We start from the raw sequence: 14,140 nt of genomic DNA, 5'->3' as shown, positions 1-14,140 counted from the left end.
CCGACCATTCCGATCATCTCCACCACCTACGCCGACCTCGACAACCAACCGGTCTTCGACGCCGAGCACTGGGCCACCAACATGCGCAACCCGGTGCGCTTCCACCAGGCCATCACACATGCCTTCGACGGCCCGGGCGGCCCCCACCACACCTTCATCGAGATCAGCGCACACCCGCTGCTGACCCACTCGATCAGCGACACCCTCGCGAGCACGCATCGCAACGCCGAGTATCTGAGCATCGGCACGCTGCAACGCGACACCCACGACACCCTGACGTTCCACACCAACCTCAACACGACGCACACCGCGCGCCCGCCGCAAACCCCGCACCCGCCCGAACCGCACCCCGTGCTGCCCACCACCCCGTGGCAACACACCCACCACTGGATCAGCGCCACTTCGCGCTCTGGGTCCGCCTTACACCGGGCAGGCATCCACCCGCTGCTCGGCGTCGGTGTCACCGACCCCACCAACGGCATCCGGATTTGGGAAAGCGAGCTCGCCCCGGATCTGTTGTGGCTCGGCGATCACGTCATCGACGACCTCTGCGTGCTGCCGGGGGCGGCGTACGCCGAGGTCGCGCTGGCCGCCGCGACAGAGGCCTTCCCGGTCGAGCAGGACGGGCCCGAGCAGCCCTGGATGATCTGCGAGCTCGACCTCCACCAGATGCTGCACGTGACCGACGGCACCGTACTGGTCACCACGCTCACTGGCGACGAACAACGATGCCGGATCGAAATACGCTCTCGCAGTGGGTCTTCGGAATGGCCCACCCATGCCACCGCCACCGTTGCCCGCGCCCAGTCAGCGGCGCCGTCGGATCGCGAGGCCCCGTGTGCGGCGAACGGCGACACGGCGGACGAACTCGACCCCGACGAGCTGTACCAGCGGCTGCGCGGCGCCGGCCAACAACACGGACCGGCGTTTCAAGGCATCGTCGGACTCGCCGTCGAGCAATCCGGCGCCGCCCGCGCCGACGTGCGGTTACCCTCGTCGGCCAGACCGGGTTCCCGCGACTTCTTGCTGCATCCGGTCATGATGGATATCGCGTTGCAGACGCTGGGCGCCACCCGGATGGCCACCGACCTAGCCGGCGGGCAGACCGCCCGGAAATCCCTGGTGGTGCCGGTACGTTACGCGGGCGTGCACGTATACGGCGACGTCACCCGCGGCGTGCGCGCCGTCGGCGCCCTCGCCGCACGGGAGGGTTCGGACCGACTGGTCGGCGAGGTCGTCCTGACCGATCCGGATGGCCTGCCGCTGCTGGTCATCGACGAGGTCGAAATGGCCGTGCTTGGATCCGGGAGCGGCGCAACCGAACTCACCCAACGCCTGTTCACGTTGGAGTGGGAGCCAGCGCCGCTGACCAAGGCGGACCCGACGTCCCCGGGCCCGGACCGGCTGTTGTTGATCGGTGACCCTGCCGCGGGTGACCCGCTGCTGCCCGCGTTGCGGTCCTCGCTGTCCGACCGTACCGAGGTGGAACTGGTCTCGCCGCACGACGAAGCGGCGCTGCACGCGGCGATCACCCGATCCGGCTCCGGGTGGGATGGCATCGTCATGATCTGTCCTGCCCGCAGCGTCGACGAATCGTTGCCCGAAGACGCTCAGCTGGAGCTGGCGCAGACGCGCACCCTGCTGATCGCCCGTGTGGTGGAGACCGTGACGCGGATGGGCACCCGTAAGAGTCCGCGGCTGTGGATCGTCACCCGCGGCGCCCAACAGTTCGATCCCACCGACTCGGTCACGTTGGCGCAGAGCGAGTTACGTGGAATCGCGCGGGTGTTGACGTTCGAGCATTCCGAACTCAAGACCACGCTCGTCGACATCGAACCCGAAGGCACCGACTCACTGGTCGGCCTGACCGCGGAGCTGCTTGCCGGGCCGGACACCGACGAGGTCGCCTACCGTGACGGACAACGCTACGTCAACCGGCTGGTGCCCGCGCCCACCACGACGAACGGCGTTCTCGCCGCCGAATCCCGCCGCACCGTCGTGAACCTCGACGGCACAGGGCCCGTGGGCGGAGCTGTCCGGCTGCAGATCGACCAGCCCGGCCGGCTGGACGCGCTCACAGTCCACGAGGTGAAACGGGCCAGGCCGCAGGGCGATCAGGTCGAGGTCCGGGTGGTCGCCGCGGGACTCAACTTCAGCGACGTGCTCAAGGCAATGGGCGTGTATCCGGGGCTCGACGGCGCCGCGCCGGTGATCGGTGGCGAATGCGTCGGCTACGTTACCGCCGTCGGCGACGACGTCGACTCGGTTGAGATCGGGCAGCGCGTCATCGCCTTCGGTCCCGGCACATTCGGCACCCACGTGGGCACGCTTGCCGATCTCGTCGTCCCCATCCCCGACACGCTGCCCGACAACGAGGCGGCCACGTTCGGCGTCGCATATCTGACCGCCTGGCATTCACTGTGCGAGGTCGGGCGACTGGCCCCGGGCGAACGTGTGCTCATCCACTCCGCCACCGGCGGTGTCGGCATGGCGGCGGTCTCGATTGCGACGATGATCGGCGCCCGCATCTACACCACAGCGGGCTCGGACGCCAAACGCGACATGCTGTCCAAGCTCGGCGTCGAGTACGTCGGCGACTCGCGCAGTGCGGACTTCGCCGACGAGATTCTCGAGCGCACCAACGGCTACGGCGTCGATGTTGTTCTCAATTCGCTTGCAGGAGAAGCAATTCAGCGTGGTGTGCAGATCCTGGCGCCCGGTGGACGGTTCATCGAGCTGGGCAAGAAGGACGTCTACGCCGACGCCAACCTGGGGCTGGCGGCGCTGGCCAAAAGCGCGTCCTTCTCCGTGGTAGACCTGGACCTCAATCTCAAGCTGCAGCCGGCGAAGTACCGCCAACTCCTGCAACACATCCTGCAGCACGTGGCGGACGGACGCCTGCCGGTGCTGCCCGTCACCGAATTCAGCCTGCGCGACGCCGCCGACGCATTCCGGCTGATGGCCTCCGGCAAGCACACCGGCAAGATCGTCATCTCGATACCGGATAGCGGCAGCATCGAAGCGGTCGCGTCGCCGCCGCCAGTTCCGCTGGTCAGCCCCGACGGCGGCTACCTGATCGTCGGCGGCATGGGCGGTCTCGGCTTCGTCGTCGCCCGCTGGCTGGCCGAGCAGGGCGCGGGATTGGTTGTGCTGAACGGACGTTCGGCTCCCGGCCTCGACTTGTCCACCGACGTCGGGGCGGCCATCGCGGAGCTGCGCGCCGCGGGTCACCGGATCGAGGTGGTAACCGGTGACATCGCCGACCCCGGCACCGCCGACCGGCTGGTGCAAGCGGTCGAAGCGGCCGGTTTCCGGCTGGCCGGTGTCTTGCACAGCGCGATGGTGCTGGCCGACGAAATCGTGTTGAACATGACCGATTCGGCCGCCGCGCGGGTTTTCGCTCCGAAGGTCGCCGGCAGCTGGCGGCTGCATCAGGCCACGGCGTCGCGGGATGTGGACTGGTGGCTCACCTTCTCCTCGGCTGCCGCGCTGCTCGGCACACCTGGGCAAGGTGCTTACGCCGCCGCGAACTCCTGGGTCGACGGCCTGGTCGCGTATCGGCGCTCCCGCGGACTGCCCGCGGTCGGAATCAACTGGGGCCCATGGGCCGAGGTCGGTCGCGCGCAGTTCTTCGCCGATCTGGGCGTGTCGATGATCACCGCCGAGCAGGGACTGTCCGCGATGCAGGCGGTGCTCGGCGCCGATCGGGCGCGCACCGGTGTGTTCAGCCTGGACGCCCGGCAGTGGTTCCAATCCTTCCCCGCGGTGGCCGGGTCTTCGTTGTTCGCGAAGTTGCAGGAGTCGACGGCGCCCGAGCGAAGCGGCGGCGGCAAGGTTCGGGCGCAGCTGGACGCTCTGGACGCCGCCGAACGCCCGGGGTACCTGGCGTCGGCGATCGCCGGCGAGATCCGTGGGGTGCTGCGTTCGAGCGATCCCATCGACCACGACCGGCCGTTGGAGACTCTGGGGCTCGATTCGCTGATGGCCCTGGAATTGCGAAACCGGCTGGAAGCAAGTCTGGGCATCACCTTGCCGGTCGCCCTGGTATGGGCCTACCCGACGATCACCGACCTGGCGGCCGCCTTGTGCGAACGCATGGACTATGCGCCGCCGGCCGCTGCGCAGCAGACCGCTGACGCGGAACCCGAACTGTCTGACGAGGAGATGGACTTGCTCGCCGATCTGGTCGAAGCCAGCGAGCTGGAAGCCGCCGCACGAGGTGAGTCATGACGAGCCTGGCAGAGCGCGCGGCGCAACTGTCGCCCAACGCCCGGGCCGCCTTGGCACGCGAGCTCGTGCGCGCCGGGACGGCCTTCCCCACCGACGTCGCCGAGCCGATCGCGGTGGTGGGCGTCGGTTGCCGTTTCCCCGGGAATGTGACTGGACCGGAAAGCTTTTGGCAACTGCTTCTCGACGGTGTGGACACCATCGGCGAGGTGCCGCCGGATCGCTGGGATGCGGACGCGTTCTACGACCCCGACCCGTCGGCGCCCGGGCGAATGACGACGAAATGGGGCGGTTTCGTTTCCGACGTCGACGCTTTCGACGCCGACTTTTTCGGCATCACGCCCCGCGAAGCCGTGGCGATGGACCCGCAGCATCGGATGCTGCTCGAGGTTGCCTGGGAAGCGCTCGAGCAGGCCGGTATCCAGCCGGATTCGCTGAGCGGCAGCCGAACCGGCGTGATGATGGGGCTGTCGTCGTGGGACTACACGATCGTCAACATCGAACGCAGAGCCGACATCGACGCCTACCTGAGTACCGGAACCCCGCATTGCGCGGCGGTTGGCCGGATCTCCTATCTGCTGGGATTGCGCGGTCCGGCCGTCGCCGTGGACACCGCGTGCTCGTCGTCTTTGGTGGCGATTCACCTGGCCTGTCAAAGCCTGCGGCTGCGCGAAACCGACGTCGCACTGGCCGGCGGGGTGCAGCTCACGTTGTCGCCGTTCACCGCGATCGCGCTGTCCAAGTGGTCGGCACTGTCGCCGACTGGTCGCTGCAACAGCTTCGACGCCAACGCCGACGGATTCGTGCGCGGCGAGGGCTGCGGTGTGGTGGTGCTCAAACGGTTGGCCGACGCGCTGCGCGACCGGGACCGGGTACTGGCGGTGGTCCGAGGTTCGGCAACCAACCAGGACGGCCGCTCCAACGGCATGACCGCACCCAACGCGCTGGCCCAGCGCGACGTGATCGCCTCGGCGCTGCGGCTCGCCGACGTCACCGCCGACAGCGTGCAGTATGTCGAAACACACGGCACCGGAACAATATTGGGCGATCCCATCGAGTTCGAGTCGCTGGCGACCACGTATGGCCTGGGTAAGGGCCAGAGCGTGAGCGCGTGCGCGTTGGGCTCGGTCAAGACCAACATCGGCCACCTGGAGGCCGCCGCCGGGGTGGCCGGATTCATCAAGGCGGTGCTGGCGGTCGAGCGCGGACAGATTCCGCGCAATCTGCACTTCACCCGGTGGAACCCCGCCATCGACGCGTCGGCAACCCGGCTGTTCGTGCCGACCGAGACAGCGGCGTGGCCCGCGGCAGCCGGACCGCGCCGAGCAGCGGTGTCGTCGTTCGGGCTCAGCGGGACCAACGCGCACGTGGTGCTCGAACAAGGCCCGGACCAGGCGCCACCGCCGGCCGTCGAAGCACCCCCCGTCACGACCGTGACGGTGTCGGGCAAAACGGCGCAACGCGTGGCCGCCATGGCCGCGGCGCTGGCCGACTGGATGTCCGGGCCGGGCGCGGCGGCATCGCTTGCCGATGTGGCGCACACCATGAACCATCACCGGGCCCGGCACGCCAAGGTCGCCACCGTGATCGCGCGTGACCGCGCGGAGGCGGTAGCAGGCTTGCGGGCGCTGGCGACCGGACAGCCGCGGGTGGGTGTGGTGGGCTGTGATCAGCGTGCTGGTGGGCCGGGCCGGGTATTCGTGTATTCGGGTCAGGGCTCGCAGTGGGCCGGGATGGGCCGGCAGTTGCTGGCCGACGAACCGGCGTTCGCTAAGGCGGTAGCCGAGCTTGAGCCGGTATTCGTTGCCCAGGTTGGCTTTTCGTTACAGCAGACACTTTCCGCGGGCGACGAGGTAGTGGGCATCGACCGCATCCAACCGGTGCTGGTCGGGATGCAGCTAGCCCTGACCGAGTTGTGGCGGTCCTACGGCGTGACACCTGATGCGGTGATCGGGCATTCGATGGGTGAGGTGGCCGCGGCGGTCGTGGCCGGCGCGTTGACAGCCGAGCAGGGCTTGAAGGTGATCGCCACCCGGTCGCGGTTGATGGCCCGGCTGTCGGGTCAGGGCGCGATGGCGCTGCTCGAACTCGATGCCGATGCCACCGACTCGCTGATCGCCGACTATCCGCAGGTGACGCTGGCAGTGTATGCATCGCCGCGGCAGTCGGTGATCGCCGGGCCGCCCGAGGCGGTGGACGCGATAATCGCTGCGGTTGCCGCAAAGAATCGGCTGGCCCGACGCGTCGAGGTCGACGTGGCCTCCCATCACCCGATCATCGACCCGATCCTGCCCGAATTGCGAACCGCGCTCGCGGATTTGACCCCGCAGCCACCGCGCATCCCGATTATCACGACCACTCACCCCTGTGAAGCGCATTCGCGCCCGGTGATGGATGCCGACTATTGGTCGGCCAACCTGCGCAACCCGGTGCGATTCCGCCAGGCCATTAGAGCCGCAGCTGCCGCCGAGCACCATGGCTGCCGTGCCTTCATCGAGATGAGCCCGCACCCGGTGCTCACCCACGCCATCACCGAAACCCTGGAGGGCGCCGGTGACCAGATCGTCACGGGGACAATGAACCGCGACCAAGACCAAACCCTGTTCTTCCACACCCAACTCGCCACAGTCGGGGCAACCACCCCGGACGACACCAACGGGCGCCTCGTGGACGTGCCGCCCACACCGTGGCAGCACAGCAGATTCTGGGTCACGGATCGATCCGCGATGTCGGAACTGGCCGCCACCCATCCACTACTCGGCGCCCACATCGAGATGCCCAGCGGCGGAAACCACGTGTGGCGGGCCGATGTCGGAACCGACGTATCCCCCTGGTTGGCCGATCACAAGGTTTTCGGCCAACCGATCATGCCGGCCGCGGCGTTCGCCGAGATCGCGTTGGCTGCGGGTGCCGATGCGCTGGGCGTATCCGCCGACTCGATCGGCATCAACCAGTTCGAGGTCGAGCAGATGCTGCCCCTCGACAACCACACCCAGCTGACCACCCAGTTGATTCGCAACGGAGACAGCGGGATTCGGGTCGAAATCTATTCCCGCTCGCCCAACGGCGACTTCCGCCGGCACGCCACTGCCAGGGTCGAACAGGTGCCGCGAGACACCGCGCGCACCCGCCCGGAGGCGCATCGTTCTTCCACCACGGCAACCGTGTCGCCCGCCGATTTCTATGCCCTGCTTCGCCAGACCGGTCAACACCACGGTCCCGCCTTCGCGGCGCTGAGCCGAATATCGCGTATGTCCGACGGTTCCGCCGAAACCGAGATCGCCCTTCCCGACGAGGCTCCACGGCACCCCGGATACCGGCTTCATCCGGCCATGCTGGATGCGGCCCTGCAAAGCCTGGGTGCCGCAATACCCGACGGCGAGGTCGCGGGGTCAGCCGAAGCCAGCTATCTGCCGGTGTCCTTCGACAAGGTTCGGGTCTACCGCGACATCGGCCGCCACGTCACATGTCGCGCCCAGCTGACCAACCTCGACGGCGGCGCCGGCAAGCTGGGCAACGTCGTCTTGATCGACGACGCCGGGCAGGTAGCGGCCGAAATCGGCGGCATCTACCTGCGCCGGGTCGAGCGCAGGGCGGTGCCGCTGCCGTTGGCGCAGAAGATCTTCGATGCCGAGTGGGTCGAAAGCCCGATCACGGTCGAGACCGGCCCACAGGCGGGATGCGAGACCGCACCCGGCAGTTGGCTGGTGCTCACCGACGCGACCGCGGACGGCCGAACCCGGCTCATGGCCGACCAGTTCATCGAGCGGTGGCGTTCGCCGGTGCGGCGGGTGCTCACCGCCGATCTCGGCGACGAACCGGCGGTGCTGGCCGCATTTGCGGAAACGGCGGGCGATCCGGACCACCCGCCCGTCGGCCTGGTCGTCTTCGTCGGCGGCGTCTCGACCGGATTGGACGACGGACTGGTCGCGGCGCGAGACCGGGTGTGGTCGATCACGACCGTGGTTCGCGCGGTCGTGGGCACCTGGCACGGCCGCTCGCCGCGGCTGTGGTTGGTCACCGGCGGCGGGCTGGCCGTTCACGACGACGACCCGGGAGCCCCCGCAACGGCATCCTTGAAGGGTTTGGTGCGGGCACTGGCCTTCGAGCATCCCGATATGCGCGCCACCCTGGTCGACCTGGACGGCATGCCAGACCCGCTCGCCGCGCTGACCGCGGAACTGGGGGACTCGGGCAATGACGACGTGATCGCGTGGCGGGGTGACCGCAGGTTCGTCGAACGCCTGTCGCGCGCCACTTTCGATGCACAAGCGGGTCATCCGGTGGTCCGCCCCGGAGCCTCCTACGTCGTCACCGGTGGTCTCGGCGGACTTGGGTTGGTCGTCGCGAAATGGCTGGTGGACCGCGGCGCCGGCCGGGTGGTGCTCAATGGCCGCAGCGAACCCACCGATGACCAGCGCAAGGCCTTGGCCGCGTTGGAAGCCCGCGCCGACATCGTGGTCGTCCGCGGCGACGTCGCGGCGCCGGGCGTGGCCGAAAGCCTCATCGAGGCAGCGGGACAAGCGGGTGCTGAATTACGCGGTGTCGTGCATGCCGCCGCGGTCATCGAAGACAGCCTGGTGTTCTCCATGAGCAGGGACACCCTGGAACGGGTATGGGCACCCAAAGCGGCCGGAGCGCTGCGGATGCACCACGCCGCCGAGGGCTGCCAGCTCGACTGGTGGCTCGGATTCTCCTCCGTTGCTTCACTATTGGGTTCTCCCGGCCAGGCTGCCTACGCCTGCGCCAGTGCCTGGCTCGACGCGCTGGTCACCTGGCGCCGGGCGTCCGGCCTGCCGGCGGCGGTGATCAACTGGGGGCCGTGGTCGGAGGTGGGCGTCGCGCAAGCCCTGGTCGGCAGCGTCCTCGACACCATCACCCCGGCGGAGGGCATCGAGGCTCTGGACTCGCTGCTGGCCGCCGGCCGGGCCCGCACCGGCGTCGCAAGGCTGCGTGCCGACCGGGCTCTGATCGCGTTCCCGGAGATCCGCGGCATCAGCTACTTCACCCGGGTGGTCGAGGAGTTGGACTCGGCGGGCGATCTCGGCGACTGGCCCGGCCCCGACGCGCTTGCCGACCTCGACGCGGGCGAGGCTCAGCGGGTGGTGACCGAGCGGATGCGCGCGCGGATCGCGGCGGTAATGGGCTACGCTGACCGGTCAGCTGTCGATCCCGCCGTACCGCTGACGGAGCTGGGCCTGGACTCCTTGATGGCGGTGCGGATCCGCAACGGCGCGCGGGCCGACTTCGGCGTGGAACCGCCGGTGGCTCTGATCTTGCAGGGGGCGTCCCTGCACGACCTGACCGTCGACCTGATGCGTCAACTCGGGCTCTCGGGCCCCGACCAGACGCTGGAAAACCAAAAAAGCATGGCCACCGTCCGCGACCGGGCGCAGCAGCGCGCGGCAGCACGACATGGAGCCGCGATACGGCGGCGACCTACACCCCCTAAACCTCAAATACAGGGAGGACAAGACCTGTGAGCACACCCGACAACGCCATCGCGGTAGTCGGCATGGCCGGCAGATTCCCGGGCGCGAACGATCTGTCGACCTTTTGGAGCAATCTTCGGCGCGGCAAGGAGTCGATCGTCACGCTGTCGGAACAGGAACTGCGCAACGCGGGGGTCAGCGACAAGACGCTGGCCGACCCGGCATACGTGCGCCGCGCACCGCTACTGGACGGGATAGACGAATTCGACGCGGACTTCTTCGGATTCCCCCCACTGGCCGCGCAGGTGCTCGACCCGCAGCACCGGCTGTTCCTGCAATGCGCGTGGCATGCGCTCGAGGACGCCGGCTGTGACCCCGCCCAGTTCGACGGCTCGATCGGCGTGTACGGAACCAGCTCTCCCAGCGGCTATCTGCTACACAACCTGCTGTCGCATCGAGACCCGAACGCCGTGCTGGCCGAGGGACTCAACTTCGACCAGTTCAGCCTGTTCCTGCAGAACGACAAGGATTTCCTGGCGACGCGGATATCCCATGCGTTCAACTTGCGTGGCCCGAGCATCGCGGTCCAAACCGCATGCTCGTCCTCGCTGGTCGCCGTGCACCTGGCCTGCCTGAGCCTGCTGTCCGGCGAGTGCGACATGGCCCTGGCCGGCGGGTCGTCGTTGTGCATCCCGCACCGTGTCGGTTACTGGAACTCGCCGGGATCGATGGTGTCGGCGGTCGGCCATTGCCGGCCCTTCGACGTGCGCGCCGACGGCACCGTCTTCGGCAGCGGTGTGGCGATGGTGGCGCTCAAGCCGTTGCAGGCGGCCATCGACGCCGGCGACCGCATTCACGCCGTCATCCGCGGATCGGCGATCAACAACGACGGATCGGCGAAAATGGGCTACGCGGCCCCCAACCCGGCCGCCCAGGCCGACGTCATCGCCGAAGCCCACGCGGTGGCCGGCATCGATTCCTCGACCGTCAGCTATGTCGAGTGCCACGGCACCGGCACCCCGCTGGGTGACCCCATCGAAATCCAAGGGCTGCGAACGGCATTCGAGTTCTCCGAAACGCCCCGCCCGGGCCCGTGCGTGCTCGGCTCGGTCAAGTCCAACATCGGCCACCTGGAAGTCGCCGCCGGAATCGCGGGTCTGATCAAGACGATCCTGTGCCTGAAGCACCAGGCGATCCCCGCGACACTGCACTACACCAGCCCGAACCCCGAGCTGCGGCTCGACCAGAGTCCATTCGTCGTGCAAAGCAAGTACGGCCCGTGGGAGTGGGACGGCGTGCTTCGGGCCGGGGTGAGCTCGTTCGGGGTCGGCGGTACCAACGCACACGTCGTTCTGGAACAAGCCCCGCCGGCTCCTGCCCACACCGCGACCACCGGACCTCAGGTGCTGCTGCTGTCCGCGAAAACGACTGCCGCGCTGCGGGAGTCGCGGGATGCCTTGGCCAGCGCGCTGGAACGGCCGGACTGCGCGGACGTGTCCGACGTGGCCTACACCCTCACCCGGCGCCGCAAGCACAACATCGCGATGGCCGCCGTCGTCCACGACCGCGAACACGCCGTCAAGGTCTTGCGGGCGGCCGAGCACGACAACGTCTTCGTCGGCGAGTCCGGCACCGACGGTGCCTCCGAAGCAACCACGACGACCACAAGGGCGACACCAACGCCGGACCGCGTCGTGTTCCTGTTTCCCGGGCAGGGCGCGCAGCACATCGGCATGGCGAAGGGGCTCTACGACACCGAGCCCGTTTTCGCCGAACACTTCGACACCTGCGCCGCCGGATTCCGCGACGAGATGGGCATTGATCTACCCGCCGAGGTGTTCAGCGGGACCGCAACGGATCTGGAGCGCATCGACCGATCGCAACCGGCGCTGTTCACCGTGGAGTACGCGCTCGCCAAGCTGATCGACAGCTACGGCGTGCGTGCCGGCGCCTACATCGGCTACAGCACCGGCGAATACATCGCGGCCACCCTGGCCGGGGTATTCGACCTCGAGACCGCGATCAAGACCGTCGCGCTGCGGGCCCGCCTGATGCATGAATCGCCGCCCGGCGCCATGGTCGCGGTGGCGGTGGGCCCCGACGAGGTCGCACAGTACCTCTTACCGGGGGCGGAGCTCTCGGCAGTCAACGATCCCGGCAACTGCGTGGTCGCCGGCCCCAAGGACGCGATTCGCCAGTTCACCCAACGTCTCAACGAGGCCGGGATACCCGTTCGCCGGGTCCGCGCCACCCACGCGTTTCACACCAGCGCGATGGATCCGATGTTGGATGAATTCCAGGCATTCTTGTCCCGGCAGCAACTGCGCGCTCCGCGCATGCCGTTGCTGAGCAATCTCACCGGAACCTGGTTGACCGAGCAACAGGTCACCGATCCGGCCACCTGGACACGTCAGATCAGCTCCCCGATCAGGTTCGCCGACGAACTCGACGTGGTGCTGGCAGATCCGGATCGAGTCCTCGTCGAGGTCGGTCCCGGCGGCAGCCTCACCGGTTCGGCGATACGGCACCCGAAGTGGTCGGCAGGGCACCGCGCCGTCCGGCTCATGCGGCACCCGATTCAGAACGCCGATGACCGCGACACCTTCCTGCGCGCGCTGGGTGAGCTCTGGTCCGCCGGAATCTCGGTCGACTGGACGCCGCGGCGTGCGGCCCGGCCGCAGCTGGTTTCCCTGCCCGGTTATCCGTTTGCCCGCCAACGGCATTGGGTGGAACCCAAGCACATGGTCTGGTCGCAGGTTCCCGCTGGGAGCAACGGCTCACCGATGGGCGCGGGGACTGGTGCCGGCACCGTCGAGGTGGCACAGAACGGAGAGTCGCAGACCGAGACCACGTTGCGGCGAATCTGGGAGCAGTGCATGGGTGTCAGTTCCATCGATCGAAACGCCAATTTCTTTGGCATGGGCGGCGATTCCCTGATGGCCATCAGCATCGCGATGTCCGCCGCCAACGAGGGCCTGACCATTACCCCGCAGGACCTGTACGAATACCCGACCTTGGCCGCGCTGACGGCTGCCGTCGATGCCTCGTTCGCGGCGAGTGGTTTGGCCAAAGCCCCGGTAGCAGATGCACATCCGGCGGTTCCGCCGAATATCGCGTACTTCCTCGACCGGGGACTGCGCGACACCGGTCGCTGGCGCGTCCCGTTGATCCTGCGCCTCGACCCCAAGATCGGCTCGGAGGACGTCCGGGCAGTGCTGACCGCGGTGGCCAACCACCACGACGCATTGCGGCTGCAGCTCGTCGACAATGCCGGAATGTGGGAGCAACACATCGCACCATCCGGGGAATTCACTCGGCTTTCGACGGTGTCACTTCCTGATGACGTGTCCGCCGGCAGCCCGGAGGAACGGGCTGCGGTGTCGAAGATTCTGGCCGAATTGCTCTCAGATCAAGGTGATTCGGATGCGCCGCTGGCAGCAGTGCATATCACCGGTGGGCACGGCGGTCCGCACCACCTGGGGCTGGCCGTGCACGAGATGGTCAGCGACGACGCGTCGCGTCAAATCCTGGGAAGCGACATCGTCACCGCGTTCGGGCACCGGCTGGCGGGCGAGGAGATCACGCTGGAGCCGGTCACCACCGGGTGGCGGGATTGGTCGGTTCGCTGCGCGGCCCTCGCGACGCATCCCGCAGCCCTCGACACTCGCTCCTACTGGATCGAGAATTCGACGAAGGCGACCTTGTGGCTGGCTGACCAAGACATCACGCAACCGCCCAGCACCGAGGATCTGACCAAGTTCTCAACGACGCTGAGCGTCGAGCAGACATTCGAACTCGACGATGCTCGGCGCAGGTTCCGGCGGTCGATCCAGGAGATCGTGCTGGCCGCGCTCGGCCGAACCATAGGCAAGGCGGTCGGTGGCGGTGTGGTCGCCGTCGAACTCGAGGGCGAGGGGCGCTCGGTGCTACGGCCGGACGTCGACCTGCGTAGAACCGTCGGCTGGTTTACGACGTACTACCCGGTTGCGCTGGCATGCGGGAACGGATCTGCGATTCAACAGTTGGACGCCGTTCACGACACCGTTAAATCCGTTCCGCACTATGGGATTGGCTACGGGCTGCTGCGGTATCTGTATGCGCCGACCGGACGCATGCTCGGTGCGCAGCGCACCCCCGACCTCCACTTCCGGTATGCGGGCGTCATTCCCGAGCTGCCGAGCACCGATGCACCGGTACAGTTCGACTCCGACATAACGATGCCCGTGCGCGAGACAATCCCTGGGTTGGGCCACGCGATCGAGCTCCGGGCGTATCGCTCTGGTGGCTCATTGCATCTCGATTGGTGGTATGACACCCGCCGCATCCCCGCAGCAACGGTGGAAACGCTGGCGCGGATCTTCCCGGCCACACTAAGCGAGCTGATCCAGGAGGCCATCGCGGCCGAGCATGACGAGAGCGAAACGATTGAGGCACCCGAGGCGGGCGCCCTGGTGGACTTGTCCAGCCTGGATGCGGGCTGA

3 protein-coding genes (1 of these 3 only partly in view) are annotated in these 14,140 nt (G+C 67.9%); all 3 read left to right on the top strand.

Annotated features, from left to right (window positions below):
* Tightly spaced (each overlapping or abutting the next), the 3 genes in view from EET10_RS09070 to EET10_RS09060 form a layout consistent with a single transcriptional unit that may run on beyond the window.
* Positions 1-4,230: the 3' portion of a type I polyketide synthase gene (locus EET10_RS09070; protein WP_122502075.1), read on the top strand. The gene continues 2,340 nt to the left of window position 1, outside the view; 4,230 of the gene's 6,570 nt are visible here — the last part of the coding sequence; its start codon lies off the left edge, out of view; its stop codon occupies positions 4,228-4,230.
* Positions 4,227-9,710 carry a type I polyketide synthase gene (locus EET10_RS09065; protein ID WP_099188193.1) on the top strand — a complete coding sequence of 1,828 codons (5,484 nt, stop codon included), beginning with the start codon at positions 4,227-4,229 and terminating at the stop codon, positions 9,708-9,710. The genes EET10_RS09070 and EET10_RS09065 overlap by 4 nt, the downstream gene beginning before the upstream one ends.
* A complete protein-coding gene (locus EET10_RS09060; protein ID WP_122502074.1) occupies positions 9,707-14,140 on the top strand; it encodes a type I polyketide synthase in 4,434 nt (1,477 codons plus the stop codon). Before EET10_RS09065 ends, EET10_RS09060 begins: the two co-directional genes overlap by 4 nt.

Origin of the sequence: Mycobacterium pseudokansasii (assembly GCF_900566075.1) — a bacterium.
GTDB classification, from domain to species: domain Bacteria; phylum Actinomycetota; class Actinomycetes; order Mycobacteriales; family Mycobacteriaceae; genus Mycobacterium; species Mycobacterium pseudokansasii.
This window is presented reverse-complemented; position numbering and strand designations above follow the sequence as displayed.